This is a genomic window from Iodidimonas sp. SYSU 1G8, assembly GCF_039655775.1.
GTDB lineage: Bacteria > Pseudomonadota > Alphaproteobacteria > SMXS01 > SMXS01 > RI-34.
Map to the genome: position 1 here is coordinate 456,204 of NZ_JBBYXJ010000001.1, position 21,491 is coordinate 477,694.

Below are 21,491 nucleotides of genomic sequence, written 5' to 3' on the forward strand. Positions count from 1 at the left end.
CCCATGGAATGGACGGATGAAGCCTTGGTGCTCGGCGCCGCCAAACACGGCGAATCCTCCGTCATCGTCGATCTTCTGACCCGCGATCGCGGCCGCCATCGCGGCCTTGTCCGGGGCGGCGCCTCTTCGCGCATGCGCGGCGTCATGCAGGCCGGGAACCGGGTCGCCGTCGTCTGGCGCGGCCGGCTGGCGGAGCATCTCGGCACGGTGACCGTCGAGTTGCTGGATGCCAACGCGGCGTCGGCCATGGCCGATCCCGAAAGGCTGCTGGCGCTTGCCGCGCTGTGTGCCGTCGCCGCTGGCGCCTTGCCCGAGCGCGAGGCGCATCCGGAAGTCTTCCTCGCGTCCCTGCCGGTGATCGCGCTGCTGCGCGACGACAGCGCCAGCCTCGCCGATGTCGCCGCCGCGCTGGTTCACTGGGAACTGGGCGTGCTGGGGGCGCTGGGCTATGGCCTCGACCTTTCCGCCTGCGCCGTCACCGGACAGACCGATGCGCTGGCGTTCGTCTCGCCGCGCACCGGCCGCGCCGTGAGCCGCGAGGGCGCGGGCGCCTATGCCGAGCGTCTCCTGGTCCTGCCCGGCTTCGTGACGGGGCGCGGCCCGATCGACCGGGACGACGTGATCGCGGGCTTCGATCTCAGCGGGTATTTCCTCGAACGCAGTGTGTTCGTCCCAAACCGCCAGCGCCTGCCGCCGGCGCGGATGCGCTTCGTCGATATGCTCGCCCGCATGGCACCCGTTCACCGGCCAGGGTGAAAATTACACATCATCTGGTGGCGGCCCGGCGCCCGCCTGCTATATTCGCCCCATGAACGAAATTACCCCGCCCAGCGGCGACAACGTCCGCGACATCCCCTTTGGCGACGCCCTCAGCGAGCGCTACCTGTCCTACGCCCTGTCCACCATCATGGCGCGCTCGCTGCCGGATGTGCGCGACGGCATGAAGCCGGTGCACCGGCGGCTGCTATATGCCATGCAGCAGCTCCGGCTCGACCCCAATGGCGGCTACAAGAAATGCGCCCGCGTCGTCGGCGACGTCATGGGCAAGTTTCACCCGCATGGCGACCAGTCCATCTACGACGCGCTGGTGCGCCTGGCGCAGGACTTCGCCGTCCGCTATCCGCTGATCGACGGGCAGGGCAATTTCGGCAATATCGACGGTGATAACGCCGCCGCCATGCGATACACCGAATCGCGGCTGACCCATGTGGGCGAGGCGCTGCTCGAGGGCCTCGATCAGGACGCCATCGATTTCCGGCCGACCTATGACGGCCTCGACGAGGAGCCGCTCGTCCTGCCCGCCGGATTCCCGAATCTGCTGGCCAATGGTTCGCAGGGAATCGCCGTCGGCATGGCGACCAGCATCCCGCCGCACAATGTGGACGAACTCAGCCTCGCCATGCAGCACCTGCTGGCCCATCCGGACGCGAGCGTCACCGAACTGCTGGTCCATGTGAAGGGACCGGATTTCCCGACCGGCGGCATCTGCGTCGAGCCCGCCGACAGCATCGCCCGCGCCTATGAGACCGGCCGCGGCGGCTTCCGCCTGCGCGCCCGGTGGGAGATCGAGGATCAGGGACGCGGCACCTACGTGCTGGTGGTCACCGAGATTCCCTATCAGGTGCAGAAGTCCAAGCTGATCGAGAAGATCGCGGACCTGATCAATAACCGGAAGCTGGCCGCGCTGCTGGCCGATGTGCGGGACGAGTCGACGGACAAGGTGCGCATCGTGCTGGAGCCGCGCTCGCGCACCGTCGATCCCGACGTGCTGATGGAGAGCCTGTTCAAGCTGACCGACCTGGAAACCCGCGTCTCGCTCAACCTCAATGTGCTCGACAAGGACCAGACGCCAAGGGTGATGTCCCTCAAGGAAGCGCTGCAGGCCTATATCGACCACCGGATCGAGGTTCTGGTCCGCCGGTCGCGGTTCCGCTTGGGGAACATCGAACGGCGCATGGAAATCCTGCGCGGCTATCTGATCGTCTTCCTGAACCTCGACGAGGTGATCGCCATTATCCGGCGCGAGGACGAGCCGAAGCCGGTGCTGATGAGCCAGTTCGAGCTGTCCGACCTGCAGGCCGAGGCGATCCTCAACATGCGGCTGCGTTCGCTGCGCCGGCTCGAGGAAGAGGGGATCATCAAGGAGTATTCCGGTCTCGAGGGCGAGCAGGCCGATCTGACCGCGCTGATCGACAGCCCGGTCCTGCAGCGCAAGGCGATCGGCAAGGAACTGGACAGCCTGCGCCAGCGCTTCGGCAAGACGACCGAACTGGGCGCGCGGCGCACCACCTTCGCCGAAGCCGGCGAGGCGGTCGTGGTATCGGCCGAGGCGCTGATCGAGAAGGAGCCGGTCACCGTGATCCTGTCCCGCATGGGCTGGATTCGCGCCATGAAGGGCCACATCGACCGCGGCGCCGAGATCAAGTTCAAGGATGGCGACGGCCCGGCCTTCGCGGTCCACGCGCAGACCACCGACAAGCTGCTGCTGTTCGCCAGCAATGGGCGCTTCTACACGCTGGGCTGCGACAAGCTGCCGGGCGGGCGCGGCATGGGCGAGCCCGTACGCCTGATGATCGACCTGCCGGCGACCGATGACATCGTCGTGGCCATGACCTATGTACCGGACATGAAGCTGCTGGTGGCGAGCTCCGACGGACGCGGCTTCATCGTCGATGCCGCCAGCGTCCTGGCCCAGACCAAGAACGGCAAGCAGGTGCTGAACGTCGATGCGCCGACGCGGGCCAGGATCTGCATCCCGGCCGCCGGCGACTCCGTGGCCGTGGTCGGCGAGAACCGGAAAATCCTGATCTTCGCCCGCGACGAGTTGCCGGAAATGACCCGCGGCAAAGGCGTCGCCCTGCAGAAATATCGCGGCGGCGGGTTGAGCGACGTGAAGGTGTTTAACCTCTCGGAAGGTCTCACCTGGGCCTCAGGCGAGCGGACCCGCACGGAAACCGACGTCACCGAATGGATCGGCCGGCGCGGCCAGAGCGGCCGGATGGCGCCGCGCGGTTTCGCGGCGAACAACCGGTTCTCCTGACCGACTAAGGCGTCGGGGCTTTCGGAACGGCCTTCAGGCTGGTGGCGCTCTCGAGGCAGACCGTCGTCAGCCGGTTTGGCCGGGCTGCATCGAGCGGGCAGACCTCGAACTTGCCGTTGATCTCGGCCGGATCAGTTGCCAGTAGCGCCTGAAGATCCTCGGGCACGGCGACCGTCTCCGGCGAGTTGTCCGTGTCGGCGACGCCGAGCAGGCGCTTCGTGCCGGTCGGCCAGATTCGCAGCGCCGGCGCGCCGCTGTGGACGGTCATGCGGCCATAGAAGGTGAAGCACTCTCCGACCACTTTGGGGCTACCCTTGCACAGGGGCGCCGATGATTGGGCAGCGGCCGGAAGCGCGACGAGCGACATCAGGGCCGCGCACACCATGGGTCTGATCATGAAACAGGCCTTCCGTTAGATCTTCATCTTGCGCCAGGCGTCGTCCGCGTACATCTCGAGCGGCTGGAACTTGGCCTTGTAGGCCATCTTCTCCGACCCGGCGATCCAGTATCCCAGATAGACATAGGGCAGCCCGAGCTTCCTTGCCCAATCGATATGGGACAGGATCATGTGCGTGCCCAGGCTGCGATCGGTCTGGGACGGATCGTAAAAGCTGTAGATCATCGAGACGCCGTCATCGAGCACGTCGCTCAGGCACGTCGCGATCAGCGGATCGCCGGCATTGAGCGGCTCCAGATCCCGGCGGCGATACTCGACCAGATAGGTGGTGACCGGCGTTTCCTCGACCATGGTGGCATAGTCGATGGCGGTCATGCCGGCCATGCCGCCATTGGAGTGGCGCGAGTTCAGGTACCGTGTCAGCAGCTCGTATTGCTCCAGTGTCGCATGCGGCGGCACCGCCGTCCGGATCAGGTCGCCATTGCGCCGCGCCACCCGGCGCATGGTCCGGTTCGGTTCGAAATCCTTCACCGGGATGCGCACCGAGATGCAGGCGTGGCAGCCATCGCAGGCCGGTTTGTAGGCGACCTTCTGCGACCGGCGGAAGCCGACCTTGGACAGGCTGTCGTTCAGGTCCTGCGCGTGCGGTTCCTTCAGTTCGGTGAAGATTTTCTGTTCCAGCCGCCCCGGCAGGTACGGGCACGCGGAGGGCACCGTCAGGTAGAAGCGGGGAAAGCGGATGAACTGGTCGGTCACGAGCACGCAACGTTACAAGGAGAAGTCACCAAGCATGGCACGAACAGGGGGAACGTCAATACGGGTTGTGTGACGCTGGCCTCGCTTCAACTTCTTGTAGTCTGGGTCCCGGCGCTCAGACCAGTTTCTCGGCCACTTCCTCGGCGAAGTAGGTCAGGATGCCATCCGCGCCGGCGCGCTTGAACGCCAGCAGGCTCTCCAGGATGACCCGGTCGCGGTCCAGCCAGCCGTTCTGGATGGCGCCGGCGATCATCGCGTATTCGCCCGATACCTGATAGGCGAAGGTCGGCACGCCGAACTCCCGCTTCACCCGGTGCACGATGTCCAGATAGGGCATGCCCGGCTTCACCATCACCATGTCGGCGCCTTCCGCGATATCGAGCGCGACCTCGCGCAGCGCTTCATCGCCATTGGCCGGGTCCATCTGATAGGTCTTCTTCGACGCCTTGCCGAGCGACGACGAGGAGCCGATGGCGTCGCGGAACGGACCGTAAAAGGCCGAGGCGTATTTCGCCGCATAGGCCATGATCTGCACGTGCTGGAAGCCGGCGGCATCGAGCGCCTGACGGATAGCGCCGATGCGGCCGTCCATCATGTCGCTGGGCGCGATGATGTCGCAGCCGGCGCGCGCCTGCACCAGGGCCTGCTGCACCAGCACCTCCACCGAGGCGTCGTTGGCGATCTCGTCATTGATCAGCAGGCCGTCATGGCCGTGGTCGGTGTAGGGGTCGAGCGCCACGTCGCACAGGATGCCGATGTCGGGCACTTCGGCCCTGATCGCCCGGACCGCGCGGCACACCAGATTGTCAGGGTTGATTCCTTCGCGTCCGTCGGCGGTTTTCAGGGCGATGGAAGTCTGCGGGAACAGCGCGATCACCGGGATGCCCAGATTGGCGGCCCGCGCCGCCGCGTCGACGGCCATGTCGATGCTCAGCCGGTTCACGCCCGGCATGGACGCCACCGGATCGCGCAGGCCTTCGCCTTCCTGCACGAACAGCGGCCAGATCAGATCGTCGACCGTCAGCACGTTCTCGGCCACCAGCCGCCGGGACCACTCGGTCCTGCGGTTGCGGCGCATGCGGGTCGTGGGAAAGCTTGGCGAGGCAGTTCGGCCGGTCATTGATGTCCGTCAGGTGCGGCCCATCAGCAGGGCCTGGTTCTGGTGCAGCAGTTGGGTGAGAAAGTCGCATACCGCTTCCACGCGTGCAACATGGCGCAGGTCCTCATGCACCACCAGCCAAAATTCACGTCTGACTTCAACTTCTTCCGGTAGAATTCGGACAAAATTGGGATCGGGTTCCGCCGCGAAGCAGTGCAGGAACGCCATGCCGAGCCCGGACAGGGCCGCGTTGAAATGCGCGACGACGCTGGTGGATTCGAAGACGATGTTCGGGTCCTTGATGAAGTCGTCGAGGAAGCGAAGCTGGGGCAGGGTGACGAGGTCATCCACGTACCAGATCAGGTCGTGCCTGTTGAGGTCCCGCTTGTTCCTGATCGGCGGCATCCGATCCAGATAGGCGCGCGTCGCATAAAGCCCGAGCGCGTAGTTCGCCACCTTCCAGGCGATCAGCCGGCCGGACTGGGGGCGTGACAGGGTCAGCGCCAGGTCCGCCTCGCGCCGGGACAGGTCGAGCAGAGGCGTGCTGGCCACCAGTTCGATGACGATGCCCGGGTGCCGTTCGCGAAATTTCACCATCTCCTTGGCCAGGAATTCGATGGCGAGCCCCTCCGTGGCGGCCATGCGCACGGTGCCATGCAGCGTTGCGTCCTGCCCGGAGACTTCTTCGTAGAGTTTGATCGACTGAGCCTCGATCCGCTCCGCATGGGACAGCAGAGCCTGGCCGGCCTTGGTGACCACATAGCCGCGCGGCGTACGGTCGAACAGGCGGGTATTCAGGGATTCTTCGAGCGCGGCGACGCGCCGGGCCACCGTGGTGTGATCTACCTGCAAGGCCCGTGCCGCCGCGGCAAGCCGGCCTCGCCGAGACAATTCGAGGACGTAACGAAGATCATCCCAATTATACATTTTCTCGCCATATCTGTGGATTTTCGCAGAGTAACGGCGAGTAATTTCGCATGGCAACGCAAATATGTCTTGTGTAGAGTCCACTGCGTAATTTCGGGTGAGGTTCACCCATGGTCCCGCGTCCGGTCTGGAGAGAGTCGGGCGCTCAAACGGGGAGAAGACAGTTGCAGAAGCAGATGACGCAGTTGGTGTCGGACGAAGAACTGACGCCCGCCCTCGAGATCAAGGCCCTTGTCGAACGCTCGCGCGCCGCGCAGGCCCAGATCGAAAACTATACCCAGGAACAGGTCGATGCCCTGATCCGCGCCATGGTCTGGGCCGTTGCCAAGCCGGGCGTCGCCGAGAAGATCGCCCAGTTCACCGTCGACGAGACCCAGTTGGGCAATTATGACGGCAAGTTCCTGAAGATTTCGCGCAAGACCCGCGCCACCCTCATGGACATCATCGACGACAAGTCGGTCGGTATCCTGGAAGAGGACAAGGAACGGAACATCATCAAGATCGCCAAGCCGGTCGGTGTCATCGGCGCGCTCGCGCCGTCGACCAACCCGGAAGCGACGCCGGTCATCAAGGCGATCCACGCCGTGAAGGGCCGCAACTCCATCATCGTGGCGCCGCACCCGCGCGCCAAGCTGACCAACAAGATGATCTGCGACCTGATGCGCGAGGCCATCGTCGCCATGGGCGCGCCGGCCGATCTGGTGATCGGTATCGATACGCCGTCGCTGGAAAAGACCAACGAGCTGATGAAGCAGTGCGACCGCATTCTGGCCACCGGCGGCGGCGCCATGGTCACCGCGGCCTATTCCTCGGGCACGCCGGCTCTGGGCGTGGGCGTGGGCAACGCGGTCATCACCGTCGACGAAACCGCCGACCTGGATGACGCGGCCGAGAAGATCCGCATTTCCAAGACCCTCGATCTGGCCGCCTCGTGCTCGTCCGACAACTCGGTCGTGCTGGTCGACAAGATCTACGACCAGATGGTTTCCAAGCTCGAAGGCAAGGGCGGCTACGTCGTCAATGCCGCCGAGAAGGACAAGCTGCAGCACACCATCTGGCATGACGGCCACCTCAACACGGCCATCGTCGCCCAGCCCGCCACCAAGATCGCCGAAATGGCCGGTATCGACCTGCCGGAAGGCAAGACCTTCTTCATCGTGCCGGAAACCGGCTATGGCCCCGATCACCCGTTCTCGGGCGAGAAGCTGTCGGTCGTCATGGCGCTGTACCGCGTGAAGGACATCGACGAGGCGATCCTGAAGACCAACCAGATCCAGTCCTACCAGGGTCAGGGCCACTCGTGCGGCATCTACTCGAACAGCGACGAGAACATCCTGAAGCTGGCCAACGCGACCAAGACCTCGCGCGTCATGGTCAACCAGCCGCAGGCCGCGTCGAACTCGGGCAATCTGTGGAACGGCATGCGTCAGACCTTCTCGCTGGGCTGCGGCTCGTGGGGCGGCAACGGCACGAACAACAACATCTCGTGGCGTGACCTGATCAACGAAACCTGGGTTTCCAAGCCGCTGGCCGTGACCAAGGTGATCCCGTCGGACGAAGATCTGTTCGGCAAGGACATCATCGAGAAGTTCGCCAAGGCTGGCTGATCCGTTCTCCGGACGCCCTCGCGGCGTCCGGCACGTCGGAATACGTTCACGCCCCGGATTTCAGGCCCAAGGTCCGAAGTCCGGGGCGTTTTCGTTTTCCGTCAGCGGCACTCGCGCGGGACCAGCCACTCGGCCTGGAAGGCGAGGGTCGCCCGGAATACCGGTTTTCCGCAGTGGTCCTTGACCGTGATCACGAAGTCGCGCCGATCCCCGTCGGGCAAAATATCGCGCGCGATGTTGGGTAACACGTCGATTGCCCGATCGCGCGCTTCCTGCAGGTCGCTGAATTCCACGCCTTCATCGTCTTCGGTCGAGGTGTCGCCATCGTCGATGTCGAAGAAATATCGAGGCATTCGTCTCTCCAGATCCGATATGCATAAATGAATAGGGATCATCCTTGTTCCGCCTGGCGTTGTTAAAACACCAAGGCGTTGATCGGTGCCGAAACGGAAAGGCGATCCTCATGGCCATTAAGTCGGCCGCACTCGTTGCGAAGCTCGACCATCTCTATCCATTACCACAGACGGAGCTCGAGACTCTCCTCGGCGCCTTCAGCGCGACCATCGATTTCGGGGAAGACCGGGATATCGTCACCGAGGGGGACAGGCCAACCCAATGCAGCCTGCTGCTTGAAGGCTTCGTGCACCGGTACAAGATCCTCGCCGATGGCAGGCGGCAGATTCTGTCCTTCCATCTTCCGGGCGATATTTTCGATACGCAAAGCTTCCTGCTCGATGTCATGGACCACAGCGTGGCGGCGCTGACCCCGGCGCGGATCGCGATCATCACCCACGCGACCATGCGCGAGATTACCGAGAGCCATCCCCGTATCGCCCGCGCGCTCTGGAAGGAAACCCTGGCGGATGCCGCGATCTTCCGGCAATGGCTGACCAGTGCGGGACGGCGGACCGCCTATCAGCGGATTTCGCACCTCATCTGCGAAGTCTATGTGCGCCAGCTCGCCATCAACATGGCCGGTGGCCTCTCCATGCAGTGGCCGATCACCCAGGTCGAGATCGCGGATGCGCTGGGTCTGTCCCATGTGCACATCAACCGTACGCTGCAGGAGATGCGCCGGGATGGGCTGATCCGTCTGCACGGCGCGAGCCTGGACATCCTGGACTGGAGCGCGCTGCGGGATGCGGGCGAATTCGATCCGACTTATCTGCAACTCGGACAGCTCGCCGTGCCGTGAGCGCGGCGGCTTTTGTCGCCCAAGGCTTTTTCAGACTTTTGCCGGCCCGACCGCATAGGGTATGAATTGCGGCGCAATCCGGCCGGTGTACGCCGCGTACAACCGGTAGCGGCCCAGAAACATCTCGCGGAGACCATGATGGACTTTCAGCTCAACGAAGATCAGCGCCTGTTCCAGGATACGGCGCGCGCGTTCGCCAAGGACGTCATGGAGCCGAAAGCCGCCCACTGGGACGAAGAGTCCATTTTCCCCATCGACGAATTGCGCCAGGCGGCCGAACTGGGTTTCGCCGGGATTTATGTGCGCGACGATGTCGGCGGCGTCGGTCTGGGCCGACTGGAATCCACCATCATTTTCGAGGAATTGTCCTCGGCATGCCCGTCTACCGCGGCGTTCATCTCGATCCACAACATGGCCTCGTGGATGATCGACAATTGGGGCGGCGAGGAACAGCGCCAGAAATGGCTGCCCCGCCTGACCACCATGGAATTGATCGCATCCTATTGCCTGACCGAGCCGGGTGCTGGCTCGGACGCGTCCAGCCTGCGCACGCGCGCGGTGCGCGATGGCGATCACTACGTGCTGAACGGATCGAAGGCGTTCATTTCCGGCGGCGGTCATTCGGACATCTACGTGGTGATGGTACGGACGGGCGAAGACGGACCGAAAGGCATCTCCTGCGTCGTCGTCGAAAAGGGGACGCCCGGCCTGTCGTTCGGCGCCCAGGAAAAGAAGATGGGCTGGAAGTCGCAGCCGACCTCGGCGGTCATCTTCGACAATTGCCGCATTCCTGTCTCCAATCTGCTCGGCAAGGAAGGCGAGGGTTTCAAGATCGCCATGATGGGCCTTGATGGCGGCCGCCTGAACATCGCCGCCTGCTCGCTGGGCGGCGCGCGTGCGTGCCTGGAGCGCGCCATCGCCTACACCAAGGAGCGCAAGCAGTTCGGTCAGGCCATCGCCGATTTCCAGGCGACCCAGTTCAAGCTGGCCGACATGGCGACCGACCTCGAAGCTGCTCGCCTGATGGTGCATTCCGCCGCGGTCGCGGTGAACGAGAAGCTGCCGGGCGCGACCACCAAGGCCGCCATGGCCAAGCGCTTCGCGACCGACGTATGCTTTGACATCGTCAATCACGCCCTGCAGCTGCATGGCGGGTACGGCTACATCAAGGAATACCCGATCGAGCGTTTCCTGCGCGATCTGCGCGTTCACCAGATCCTCGAGGGCACCAACGAGATCATGCGGGTGATCATTTCGCGCCAGATTCTCAAGGATGCCTGATCCATTCCAGCAAAGGGGGAACCATGACCGACGAAGCTGAAGTCCTTTTCGAAAAGCGGGGAGGGCTCGGAGTCATCACCCTCAATCGTCCCAAGGCGCTCAACGCGCTCAACCAGCCCATGGTGCTGGCGATCCACCCGAAGATGATCGAGTGGGCCAGCGACGACGAGGTGCAGGCGGTGCTGATCGTCGGCGCGGGCGAGAAGGCGTTCTGCGCCGGCGGCGACATCCTGTGGCTGCGCAACAACGGGCTGGAGAACCGGCCGAAGGCGCTCAGCTTCTACTGGGACGAGTATCGGCTGAACCAGTACATCAAACACTATCCCAAGCCCTACATCGCCTTCATCGACGGCATTACCATGGGCGGCGGCTGCGGCCTGTCGGTGCATGGCGACTTCCGCGTCGCCACCGAGCGCACCATGTACGCCATGCCCGAAACCGGCATCGGCCTGTTCCCCGACGTGGGCGGCAGCTATTTCATGCCGCGGTGCCCGGGCGAGACCGGCATGTATTCGGCGCTGACCGGCGACCGGCTCAAATCCGCCGACAGCCTGCATCTTGGCATCGCCACCAGCTACACGCCGGCGGCGCGTCTTCCTGACCTTCAGAGGGTGCTGGAAGAGGCGGATCTGAAGGACAAGGACACCATCGCCGGAATCCTCCAGAGCTTCCATGAAGACCCGGGCACCTCGGACATCAAGCTGCTCGAAGGGCAGATCGACGTGGTGTTCCGCGAGGACTCCGTCGAGGCCATCCTGGAGACGCTGAAGCTCAACGGCTCCAACTGGGCGCTGAAGACACTCGATACGCTGGGCAAGAAGTCGCCGACCAGCCTCAAGCTGACATTCCAGCAAATGCGCCGGGGCGCCCAGCTGAATTTCGATGACTGCATGCGGATGGAATACCGTATGGTCACCCGCACCATGGACGGGCACGACTTCTATGAGGGCGTGCGTGCCGTGATCGTCGACAAGGACAATGCGCCGAAATGGGTGCCGGACTCGCTGTCCGCCGTTTCCGACGCGGAAATCGACGCCTATTTCGAGACGCTCGGGAACAGCGACCTCCATTTCGAAGGCGCGCCCGGCGACCGCGCGAACTAGGATTTCATTCAGGGCGGATCTCTCCCGGCAGAGGAGGGGCCGCCGCGCTGGCATAGCGAGGGACGCGGTCCCTCAAACGGGAGAGATACATGGCTAAGATTGGATTCATCGGCCTCGGCAACATGGGCGGCCACATGGCCAACAACCTGTTGAAGGCCGGACACAGCCTCAAGGCGTTCGACCTGTCGAAGGAAGCGCTCGACCGTGCGGTGGCCAATGGCGCCGTCGCCGTCGGCACCGCCCAGGAAGCCGGGACCGACGTGGACGTGATCGTCAGCATGCTGCCCGCGGGCAAGCACGTGCGCAGCGTTTACGCGGACGCCGGCGGTGTCATCGACGTGGCGGCGCCCGGCACCCTGATCATCGACAGCTCGACCATCGACGTCCAGTCGGCCCGCGACGTGATCGCCGTGGCCGCAAAAAAGGGCATCGAGATGGTCGACGCGCCAGTCTCCGGCGGCGTTGGCGGCGCCCAGGCCGGCACGCTGACCTTCATGGTGGGCGGCTCGCAGGAAGGCTTCAACCGGGCCAAGCCGATCCTCGACCTGATGGGCAAGAAAATCTTCTACGCCGGCGGTCCCGGCAATGGCCAGGCCGCCAAGATCGCCAACAACATGCTGCTCGGCATCGGCATGATCGGCACCTCCGAAGCCTTCAATCTCGCCGAGAAGCTGGGCCTCGATGCAAAGACTTTCTATGACATCTCGTCGGTGTCGTCGGGTCAGTGCTGGGCCATGACCTCCTATTGCCCGGCGCCGGGCCCGCTGCCCACGTCGCCGGCCAACAACGACTACAAGCCGGGCTTCGCCGTCGACATGATGCTGAAGGATCTGCGCCTCGCCAAGGAAGCCGCCGAAAGCGTCGGCGCCGAAACACCGCTCGGCCACCAGTCGGAAGAGCTGTATTCCAAGCTCTCGGCCGATGGTCATGGCGGCCTCGACTTCTCCGGCATCATCAAGATGCTGGCCGGCCGCCTGTAAGCCTTTCTCGAAGCCGCCATTCCGCGAGGCCGGAATGGCGGCTTTGTCATGTCTGGAGCACGCGTCTTTCCATTGATCGCCGACATGGTAAGAATGTGGGCATGAGGTGCGGCCAATGACCTTGTCCTACGATCAGGCGATCGAAGAACTGCTCCATGCGGGCGTCCGTCTTCACGCGCGCGGCTGGGTGGCGGCGACAGGCGGCAACCTGTCGCATCGCCTCGATGATGGCAGTGTCGCCATCACGGTCTCCGGCCGTCACAAGGGCGAACTGGTCGCTGACGACATCATGCGGGTCGGCATGGATGGCGCGCCGCTGGACGGCAAGAAGCCGTCGGCGGAGACGCCGCTGCACACCGGGCTCTATCGATTGAGGCCCGAGGTCAACGCGGTACTGCACACTCATCCCCGCGCCAGCGTGGTCTTGAGCTTCGTGCGGGCCGATGCGGCGTCGGTGACGCTGACCGGATATGAATTTCTCAAGGTATTTCCGGGCATCGAAAGCCATGACGCGCGGGTCACTTTCGCTATTTTTCCGAACACCCAGGACATGGCGGCGCTGCAGCGGCAGGTGAATTCCTGGTACGCGGCCAATCCCGCGTCGCCGCCCGTCTATCTGGTGCGCGGGCACGGCCTGACCGTGGGTGCCGCGACGGTTGACGCCGCGCGTTACACCACGGAAGCTGTCGAGGAATTGCTGGCCTACGAATTGGAACGCGGGAGGTTTTAGGTGGGCATCCTGACTGTCTACAACGATAGCGATCCGGCGACGCCGCTTTTCCATTCGGCGGACGCGGCCGTGATCGCGGCGAGGCTGGGCGAGGCGGGCATCCGCTTCGAACGCTGGCAGGCCCTGCGCGACATTCCCTCAGGCGCGGATGATGCCGCGGTGTTCGACGTCTACAAGGCGGATATCGACCGCCTTGTCGCCGAGGAGGGCTACCGATCCTTCGACATCGTCCGCATGCTTCCCGACAACGAGCGGCGCGCGGAGATGCGCGGCAAGTTTCTCGACGAACACACCCATGCCGAGGATGAAGTCAGGTTCTTCGTCGAAGGCTCCGGCATGTTCTACCTGCACCTTGGCGACCAAGTCTGCATGGTCCGCTGCGAGGCCGGCGACTTCATCGGTGTCCCGGCCGGCACCCCGCACTGGTTCGACATGGGACCGGCGCCCCGGTTCACCGCGATCCGTCTGTTCATGTCGCCGGATGGCTGGGCGGCCAGGTTCACCGGGCGTCCCTACAGCGAGCGGTTTCCCCGATACGAGACGGCCGCCGGGTGAACGGCGACATTCGCGTCATCCTGACCGATATCGAGGGCACCACGACGCCGGTGTCCTTCGTCTACGATGTCCTGTTTCCCTATGCGCGCGCCCGGATCTCGGCCTATGTCCGCGATCACCGGAAGGATCTAACGGTCCTGCTCGCCGAGGTCCGCCAGGCAGGGCAGGGCGCCGATCTCACGGTCGATGAGTGTATCGACTTGCTGCTCCGCTGGATGGACGAGGACCGCAAGATCGCGCCGCTCAAGACCGTTCAAGGCATGATCTGGCGCGAAGGCTACGAGACCGGCCGCTACGCGGGACAGATGTTTCCGGATGTCGCGCCCGCGCTGCGGTCGTGGACGCAGCGCGGCTGCCGCGTCTGCATCTATTCTTCCGGCTCGGTCGACGCGCAGGAGTTGCTGTTCCGGCATTCGGACGCCGGAGATCTGACGCCGTTCATCTCGGGCTACTTCGATACCCGGATCGGCGACAAGAAGGAGGCCGTCTCATATAGCCGCATCGCCCGGGAAATCGGTGTCGCCCCATCGTCGGTGTTGTTTCTGTCGGATCATCCGGACGAACTGGACGCGGCGGCGCGCGCGGGCATGACGGCATTGGGGCTGTGCCGGCCCGGGAATCTCTTTCCGCTGGAGGACCGCGCCGCCGTCAACGGATTTGACGAGATCGATCTTACGGTCCTCCCCAGCGCCATTCGTTAGACCCGGACCATAAGGTTCCTATATCCTTAGGCATGTGAAGTCCGGGGGCGGTTTCGTGCGTGTGTTGTTCGTGACATTCCTGCTGATGCTGGTGGCCGTGCCTTCGGTGCGCGCCGACGAGACCGATTGCTTCGGTCCCGAGCAGCTCTGGTGCGCATGGACGATCGAGCAGACCGGCCCGGACGCCGGCTGGCGGGTCGTCCACACCTCGCGTCTCGAGACTACGACGATCGAGACCGTCATCGACTCTCCGGGCAATCGTCCGCGCCTCGGCATCCGGGTGCTTCCGGCGACCGAGAGCCATACCGGGCAGGCCATCATCTCGCTGCGCCCGGATGATCGGCCCCAAGGCTGGTCGCAATATGTCGGGCGCAATCGCGAGTTCGCCGACGGCGCCATGCGTTTTTCGCTGGGCCGCCGGGCGCTGGAAGCCGTCCTGCAGGCGCCGGCATCGGCGATGCTGTTCATCTTCGTCGAGGTGCGTACTCCCGGATCTTCCGAGAAAATCAGCCACAAGATCCCGCTCCGCGGCCTCAGCGACGCATTGCGCTACGCCCGATTGGGGCGCTAACGGGACCGACTGGCGGCGGTCCGAGGGCGGCGCGCGTAGCCCGGGGGTTCCCCCGGCCCCGGTTTCGTCCTAGATTGATCTTGATCAGGGACTTGGCGGGGAGCCTTCCATAGAGTAAGCATCCCGCAGGTCGAGGAAGGCTCAGGAGCGTCATCGTGGACTATGAGGCCAGATTCCGTCAGGCCATCGATTCATTGAGAACCGAAGGCCGCTACCGTGTGTTCATGGATATTGCACGCTCGCGTGGCAATTTCCCGCGCGCGCGTCACTATGGAGAGACTGGCGAGCGCGATATCACGGTCTGGTGCTCCAACGATTATCTCGGCATGGGACAGCACCCGGACGTCATCGCGACGATGGAGAAGGCGCTGCATGAGTGCGGCGCCGGCGCCGGCGGCACCCGGAACATCAGCGGCACGAACCATTACCATGTGCTGCTGGAGGAAGAACTGGCCGACCTGCACGGCAAGGAAGCCGCGCTGCTGTTCACCTCGGGCTACATCTCCAACGAGGCGACGCTCAGCACCATCGGCCGCATTCTACCGGGCTGCATCCTGTTCTCCGACGAACTCAATCACGCCTCGATGATCGAGGGCGTGCGCCATTCGGGCCAGACGAAACGCGTGTTCCGCCACAATGACGTCGCGCATCTGGAAAGTCTGCTGAAGCAGTCGGATCCCGACGCGCCCAAGGTCATCGCTTTTGAATCCGTCTATTCCATGGATGGCGACATCTCGCCCATCCATGCGATCTGCGATCTCGCCGACAGGTACAACGCCATCACCTATCTGGACGAGGTTCACGCGGTCGGCCTCTATGGCGAGCGGGGTGGCGGCGTCGCCGAACGTGATGGCGCCATGGACCGTCTGACCATTATCGAAGGCACCCTTGCCAAGGCATTCGGCGTGATGGGTGGCTATATCGCCGGCTCGGCGACCATGGTCGATGTGGTGCGCTCCTATGCGGCCGGTTTCATTTTCACCACGTCGCTCGCGCCCGTGCTCGCGGCGGGTGCCTGGGCCAGCATCCGGTATCTGAAGCAGGCGAACGATTTGCGCGTCCGCCATCAGGAGCGTGCGGCGCGCCTGAAGCAGTTGTTCCGCGACGCCGGGCTGCCGGTCATGGAGTCCGCCAGCCATATCGTCCCGCTCTGGGTCGGCGAGGCATCGCTGTGCAAGCAGGTGTCGGACGAGCTGATGGAAGAGTTCGGCATTTACGTCCAGCCGATCAACTATCCGACGGTGCCGCGCGGCACCGAGCGTCTTCGCTTCACGCCCAGCCCGTTCCACACGGACGAGATGATGGACGATCTGGTCAAGGCGCTGAACATCGTGTGGGAACGACGCAAGATCAGCCGCGCTGCCTGAAGACCGTCGAGGTCGTCAGTTAATTTTACGCGCTGACTTAGTACCCGTTTTGTGCAATCGGCCCGACATGCCTTGTGGCGCCGGTTGTCGCGCGGGTGTAACTTCATGTCTTGAGACGTTGGGTCAGGCGTGATGAGGGGCTCTGGGGGGCTTATTCTCGCCGCGGCGCAGTCGTTCGCTTAAGAGAAAAACGGATTTACTGTACTGAAGCCACGTCTATTTGCCTTTGCAAGGATGTGGTGATTGAGGGCCACCAAATGTCTCCGAAACTATTTGGCCCCGGGGCGCCTGGTTGGCTGCTGGCCGGTCTCGTCACGGTGTGCTTGGTAGGAACCCTTGACTTTCTTACGCCTATAGACACTGGCGGGACGCTTTACTTATTGGCGGTCTTGATTGCGGCGGTGGGCCGTCGTCCTCGGCATGTCGCACTGGTCGCAAGCCTCGGACTAGTCCTGTTGTGGCTTGGCTTTTGGGGCATCGGCCCGCCTGACGCCAACGTACTGATCCCGGCCGGAGTGACGGCAGCTACCTTGGCGTTGGTAGTGCTCCAGTTCATGACCCGCAACGAGCGAACCAGCCTCGAGTTCGGTTCCCCGACGAGGGTCTTCGACGCGATGGGCGAAGTCATCGTCGCGGTCGACCGCGACTGGCGCGTTCGTTACGTCAACCCGGCGGTCGAGACCATTTCGGGCCTTCGTATCGCCGATGTCCAGAACCAGTCGTTGTGGCAAGCCTTTCCCGCTCTCCTTGGCGGAGAGTTTCACCGCCGCTACGTCGAGTCCATGGATAGCGGCCGGGAACTGGATTTCGAAGCATACTATGACCGGGCTGATCGCTGGCTGCGCGTTCGCACATTCCCAAGCGCCGATGGATTGACCGTCATGCTGGCTGATCACACCAGCGAGCATGAGAGAGTGACAAGGATTGCCGTCGGAGAGGCGGCTCTGCGCCGCCAGACGGATCTCTTGGGTCGCGTCATAGAAGGCATGCGGGACGGGCTGGTGGTCCGGGATGCCACCGGCCATGTCATGTTCGCGAACTCCATCACGCGCCAGTTTCTGGGGCAGGCTGTTGCCGGCGACGGCAGCGACTTTTCGGCCGAAGGCGTCGTCTTCCATGATCCCCTGACGGGCGAGGTGGTGCCTGCCGATGCGCTTCCCTCATCGAAGGCCTTGCGCGGGCAGAGCGTGGATGACGCGGAAATGCTCCTGACCTCGCCCGGGCGGCCGAAGCCGCTTCTGGTTCAGGTGAGCGCTCAGCCATTGCTCAATGAAACCGGCGAAGTCGATGGATGCATGACGTGGTTTCGGGACATCACGGACATACGCGAAGCCGAACTTGCGCGCAGCGAGACCGAGGCCCGGCTGCGCCAGGCGCAGAAAATGGAGGCCGTAGGCCAACTGGCTGGCGGAATTGCGCACGATTTCAATAATTTGCTCACGGTGATCGTGGGCAGCGGCGAGATGTTGTTGGAAGAGCTCGCCACAGCGGAGGCGGACGTCAAGCGGCTCGCCGAACAGATATCGGCCGCGGCGAACCGGGGCGCGGAATTGACCCAGCGCCTTCTGGCCTTTTCACGCCGACAGCCTCTCAAGCCAACCGTCGTGAACGTCAATGCATTGGCCTCGGGAATGTTACCCCTGATCCGGCGGGCGTTGGGCGAAGCCATCGCCATCGTCGAGCTTTTCGATGCTCAGGAGTGCACGACGCTGGCCGATGCGAGCAACCTGGAAAATGCGCTGCTGAACCTGGCGGTGAATGCACGAGATGCCATGCCGGCTGGCGGCACGCTCACCATCGAAACGCGCAACATCCTGCTGGCCGATGGCCGTCATGACGTACCGGCCGGCGAGTACGTGATCCTCAGCGTAACCGACACGGGGAGCGGAATGAGCCCCGAAGTCCAGGCCAAGGCATTCGAGCCGTTCTTCACGACCAAGGACGCGGGCAGGGGCAGCGGACTTGGTCTCGCGACAATCTATGGATTTGTGCGACAGTCGGGTGGTTTCGTCGATATTGAAAGTAAGCTTGGCGTAGGCACGACGGTGGTGATCGGCCTGCCCCGGGTATTCGTGAGCGGGGTTTCGGAAGCCGAGGTCGTCCAGCCACCAGCTAAGCGTGGGCACGGAGAACTCATTCTGGTCGTCGAAGACGATGAATTCGTGCGGGCCACCGTCGTTCGTCTTCTGGGCGACATGGGATATCGGGCGCTCGCGGCTTCCGATGCCAGAGAGGGGCTCTCCGTGTTGATCGATCATGAAGACATCGCCTTGGTGTTCACCGATGTGGTGATGCCGGGGATGAGCGGATGGGATCTGGCCGCGGCGGTCAATGAGGTGCGTCCGCAGACACCCATACTGTTTGCCACCGGATATACGGATAACGTGCTTTTGCAGCGCCCTGGCCTCGACAGCCGGATTCTTGTTCTGTCGAAACCGTTCAAGGCCAATGATCTAGCCGATGCTCTGGAAACCTTGTTACATTCGCATCCGGAAGAGTCGCGGCGGAAGACCCTCGACGTAATGCCTTAACTTCAGGAATACCTGTGACCGAGACCGGCGCTATCCCGACAATTCCCAAGGTCCTGACGCGGATCGAAGGCTTCGACAACATGCTGCGAGGGGGGCTCCCGCAGGGCCGCGCGACAGTGGTTGTGGGCGCGACGGGCAGCGGCAAGACCATGCTGGGATTGCAGTTTCTGGCCGATGGCGTGCACTCGGATGGCGAGACGGGCATTTTTGTCAGCTTCGAGGAATCCCGGGCCGATGTCCTGGCGTGTCTCGGAGCGCTCGGCTGGCCGGCACAGGCACCCGATGCCGAACTGCACATCATGGACGCCGACTTTCTGCCGAACGTGGTGCAGAGCGGTGCGTTCGATCTGAATGGGCTGCTTGCGGCTCTTTCCGCGCTGATCCGGGAGTCTGGCGCGAAACGCATCGTGTTCGACGCCGTCGACGTCCTTCTCGACCTTCTGGATGATCCCGCCGGTCAACGACGCGAGTTGCACCGGCTGTTCCACTGGGTCAGCACCGAGGGCATTACCGCGATACTGACCGCCAAGGCGGATGGCTTCGACCTCGGCAATCCCATGCCGCGCCAGCCGCTGCTGGTGTATCTCAGCCACTGCGTGGTCATTCTTCGGTACAATCTCCAGGACGGCATCTGTGGCAGGAGCGTACGGCTTCTCAAATATCGCGGCACCAACCATTCCCTCAACGAATACCCCATGATGATCGGCGCGCGCGGTATCGCGGTCTACGGGATCCGGTCGTCGGATATGTCCTATCCGGTCTCCACGCGCCGCGTGTCGTCCGGTGTGGAACGGCTGGATACCATGCTGGGCGGCGGCTATTACGAGGGCTCCAGCATTCTGATCTCCGGCTCGCCGGGTACCGCCAAGACCACCTTCGGCGGCGCGTTCATCGAGGCTGCCTGCGCGCGCGGCGACAACGCCCTGCTGATTTCGTTCGACGAAGCGCCGGAGCAGATCATTCGCAATCTGGCATCCGTGGGGATCGATCTCGCCAGCCATGCCGCCGCAGGTCGCCTGCGCATCCATGGCTACCGAGCCGCCGCCATCGAGACCGAGGCATTTCTCATGAAGGTCCTGGCCGAGCTGGATGAACACAACATCAGGGCGTTGGTGCTTGATCCCGTGTCGGCGCTGGCCAACCGGACCCAGTTCCGTGGCAAGAACGAGGCTGCGGCGCGCCTGCTCGACGAGGCGAAAGCACGAGGCATCACCGTTGTGGTTACGTCGCTCCTCGACAAGGCCACCCACGAGGCCGAAACGACGCAGGCGGCCGTGTCGACCATCGCGGATACCTGGATGGAACTGACGTTCCGGGCCGCGGGCGGAGAACGCAATCGGGCGATCACGATCATCAAGTCTCGCGGCATGAGTCACTCAAATCAGGTGCGTGAAGTCAGCCTGAGCCATGAAGGGGTGACGCTGTCGGATGTCTATTTCTCCGGTGGCGACGTGTTGATGGGCACGGCGAGGATCGAGCGTGAACTTGCGGAACAGGCTTCCGAGAGCGCGCGCCGCGAGGAATTCGAGCGACGTCGGGTCGAACTCGAGCTGACTGAACAGCGTTTGTCCATGCAGCGGATGGAGCTTGAAGCCGAGATTGCAGCGAGAAGAAGCGAGCTGAAGAGCCTTCAGGACTCCGAAGATCGGCGCTTGGGGCGCAAGCAGAAGAGTCTGGATGCGGTGCTGAACAACAGGCGTGCGGATGATGGTGTCCGCGACGGGGATTAGGACGGGCAGGGTGGTGACGGAACAGGACAAGCAGGGCACGAGCACCGGATTGCCGGTAGCGCTCTCGCTTTATATCGCGGGAGGCGCGAACCCGTCCGAGGCGGCACGGGAGAACCTCGCGGCTGCGCTCCGAGAGTTGATGATCGATGATTCCTCGCTGGAGATCGTCGATGTGCTGCTCCGTCCCGATCGTGCGCTGAGCGACCACATCTATGTGACGCCCACCCTGATCCGCGTCGAGGCCGGTGCGCGCAAGATTCTCATCGGCGATCTTCGTGATGTCGCGGTGCTCAAGCGTTTCATCAGCGGCCCCTGATCACCGTTTTCCCAACCGATTCCGCATGGCAGGGTCCAGTTCCACGACACCTAGGGCGTGCTTGGCGGGGATATTCGATATATGGTAGGAACGCCGCGCGCGGAGCCCCGCTTCGGGTGACGCTCCGGCTCTAACCAACGGCGGTGCGGATGACGGATTCCTCGTCGAACCGGCTGGTCGCGCTAGGCGCGGATCATGCGGGATTCGAGTTAAAAAATGTCTTGAAGGCCGACCTGATCGATCAGGGCTACGAGGTCCTCGACCTTGGTACATCTGGTCCTGCGTCAGTCGATTACCCCGACTTCGGCGCGGCCGTCGCCGAGGCGGTCGCCTCCGGACGGGCAGGTCTGGGTGTGGTGGTGTGCGGCACCGGGATCGGTATATCGATCGCGGCCAACCGCAATCCCGGCGCCCGCGCCGCATTGGTTCACTCAGGTCTCGAAGCCCGTCTGGCCCGCGAGCACAACGATGCGAACATCCTGGCGCTCGGTGCCCGGGTGATCGGCGTCGAGGTCGCGCGCGACGCCCTCAAGGCCTTTCTGACCACGGATTTCGCCGGCGGCCGCCATGCGGGCCGTGTCGCCAAGCTTTCGCAGTTATAAGGG

At 63.6% G+C, this 21,491-nt stretch carries 21 protein-coding genes; 16 read left to right on the top strand and 5 right to left on the bottom strand.

Annotated elements, in window-relative coordinates:
* Positions 1-3 precede the first annotated feature (3 nt).
* Both recO and parC read left to right on the top strand, forming a co-directional pair.
* The gene (recO, locus tag WJU17_RS02205) at positions 4-756 is read left to right on the top strand and encodes a DNA repair protein RecO (protein WP_346325712.1); all 753 of its coding nucleotides are present in this window, start codon (positions 4-6) and stop codon (positions 754-756) included.
* A gap of 52 nt (positions 757-808) precedes the next feature.
* Complete coding sequence (gene parC, locus WJU17_RS02210) at positions 809-3,040, top strand: DNA topoisomerase IV subunit A (protein ID WP_346325713.1); 2,232 nt, start codon at positions 809-811, stop codon at positions 3,038-3,040.
* A gap of 4 nt (positions 3,041-3,044) precedes the next feature.
* Here the strand turns inward: parC and WJU17_RS02215 are convergent, their stop codons facing one another.
* The 4 genes from WJU17_RS02215 to WJU17_RS02230 all read right to left on the bottom strand — a co-directional run bounded on the left by WJU17_RS02215 (position 3,045) and on the right by WJU17_RS02230 (position 6,219).
* Positions 3,045-3,437: a hypothetical protein gene (locus WJU17_RS02215; protein WP_346325714.1), complete on the bottom strand. Its 393-nt coding sequence runs from the start codon at positions 3,435-3,437 to the stop codon at positions 3,045-3,047.
* Positions 3,438-3,452: 15 nt separating this feature from the next.
* On the bottom strand, positions 3,453-4,193 hold the full coding sequence (locus WJU17_RS02220; protein WP_346327375.1) for an arginyltransferase: 741 nt from the start codon (positions 4,191-4,193) through the stop codon (positions 3,453-3,455).
* 115 nt (positions 4,194-4,308) lie between these two features.
* Positions 4,309-5,313, bottom strand: coding sequence for a porphobilinogen synthase (hemB, locus tag WJU17_RS02225; RefSeq protein WP_346325715.1), 1,005 nt, complete (start codon positions 5,311-5,313; stop codon positions 4,309-4,311).
* A 9-nt stretch (positions 5,314-5,322) separates the two neighbouring features.
* Positions 5,323-6,219, bottom strand: coding sequence for a LysR family transcriptional regulator (locus tag WJU17_RS02230; protein ID WP_346325716.1), 897 nt, complete (start codon positions 6,217-6,219; stop codon positions 5,323-5,325).
* A gap of 176 nt (positions 6,220-6,395) precedes the next feature.
* Between WJU17_RS02230 and WJU17_RS02235 the strand changes: the two genes are divergently transcribed.
* Positions 6,396-7,826 carry an aldehyde dehydrogenase family protein gene (locus WJU17_RS02235; protein ID WP_346327376.1) on the top strand — a complete coding sequence of 477 codons (1,431 nt, stop codon included), beginning with the start codon at positions 6,396-6,398 and terminating at the stop codon, positions 7,824-7,826.
* A gap of 101 nt (positions 7,827-7,927) precedes the next feature.
* Here the strand turns inward: WJU17_RS02235 and WJU17_RS02240 are convergent, their stop codons facing one another.
* A complete protein-coding gene (locus tag WJU17_RS02240) occupies positions 7,928-8,179 on the bottom strand; it encodes a hypothetical protein (protein ID WP_346325717.1) in 252 nt (83 codons plus the stop codon).
* Positions 8,180-8,289: 110 nt separating this feature from the next.
* Between WJU17_RS02240 and WJU17_RS02245 the strand changes: the two genes are divergently transcribed.
* From WJU17_RS02245 to rpiB, 13 genes are all read left to right on the top strand, one after another.
* Positions 8,290-9,021, top strand: a complete 732-nt coding sequence (locus WJU17_RS02245) for a Crp/Fnr family transcriptional regulator (protein ID WP_346325718.1) — start codon at positions 8,290-8,292, stop codon at positions 9,019-9,021.
* Between the two features lie 138 nt (positions 9,022-9,159).
* Positions 9,160-10,302: an isobutyryl-CoA dehydrogenase gene (locus tag WJU17_RS02250; protein ID WP_346327377.1), complete on the top strand. Its 1,143-nt coding sequence runs from the start codon at positions 9,160-9,162 to the stop codon at positions 10,300-10,302.
* Positions 10,303-10,325: 23 nt separating this feature from the next.
* Positions 10,326-11,405, top strand: coding sequence for an enoyl-CoA hydratase/isomerase family protein (locus WJU17_RS02255; RefSeq protein WP_346325719.1), 1,080 nt, complete (start codon positions 10,326-10,328; stop codon positions 11,403-11,405).
* A gap of 89 nt (positions 11,406-11,494) precedes the next feature.
* Complete coding sequence (mmsB, locus tag WJU17_RS02260) at positions 11,495-12,385, top strand: 3-hydroxyisobutyrate dehydrogenase (protein ID WP_346325720.1); 891 nt, start codon at positions 11,495-11,497, stop codon at positions 12,383-12,385.
* A gap of 115 nt (positions 12,386-12,500) precedes the next feature.
* Positions 12,501-13,115 (top strand): methylthioribulose 1-phosphate dehydratase, encoded by a 615-nt coding sequence (gene mtnB, locus WJU17_RS02265; RefSeq protein ID WP_346325721.1) that lies wholly within the window; start codon positions 12,501-12,503, stop codon positions 13,113-13,115.
* Entirely contained in the window at positions 13,116-13,670 is a 555-nt protein-coding gene (locus WJU17_RS02270) for a cupin domain-containing protein (protein ID WP_346325722.1), read from the top strand. It abuts the gene before it with no gap.
* A complete protein-coding gene (gene mtnC, locus WJU17_RS02275) occupies positions 13,667-14,371 on the top strand; it encodes an acireductone synthase (RefSeq protein WP_346325723.1) in 705 nt (234 codons plus the stop codon). Before WJU17_RS02270 ends, mtnC begins: the two co-directional genes overlap by 4 nt.
* Before the next feature lie 55 nt (positions 14,372-14,426).
* Positions 14,427-14,942 (top strand): hypothetical protein, encoded by a 516-nt coding sequence (locus tag WJU17_RS02280; RefSeq protein WP_346325724.1) that lies wholly within the window; start codon positions 14,427-14,429, stop codon positions 14,940-14,942.
* Between the two features lie 155 nt (positions 14,943-15,097).
* Positions 15,098-16,309, top strand: coding sequence for a 5-aminolevulinate synthase (hemA, locus tag WJU17_RS02285; protein WP_346325725.1), 1,212 nt, complete (start codon positions 15,098-15,100; stop codon positions 16,307-16,309).
* Positions 16,310-16,863: 554 nt separating this feature from the next.
* Entirely contained in the window at positions 16,864-18,840 is a 1,977-nt protein-coding gene (locus WJU17_RS02290; protein ID WP_346325726.1) for a PAS domain-containing protein, read from the top strand.
* A gap of 14 nt (positions 18,841-18,854) precedes the next feature.
* On the top strand, positions 18,855-20,570 hold the full coding sequence (kaiC, locus tag WJU17_RS02295; RefSeq protein ID WP_346325727.1) for a circadian clock protein KaiC: 1,716 nt from the start codon (positions 18,855-18,857) through the stop codon (positions 20,568-20,570).
* Between the two features lie 10 nt (positions 20,571-20,580).
* On the top strand, positions 20,581-20,886 hold the full coding sequence (locus WJU17_RS02300; RefSeq protein ID WP_346325728.1) for a circadian clock KaiB family protein: 306 nt from the start codon (positions 20,581-20,583) through the stop codon (positions 20,884-20,886).
* A gap of 149 nt (positions 20,887-21,035) precedes the next feature.
* Complete coding sequence (gene rpiB, locus WJU17_RS02305) at positions 21,036-21,488, top strand: ribose 5-phosphate isomerase B (RefSeq protein ID WP_346325729.1); 453 nt, start codon at positions 21,036-21,038, stop codon at positions 21,486-21,488.
* The last annotated feature ends 3 nt before the right edge of the window (positions 21,489-21,491 follow it).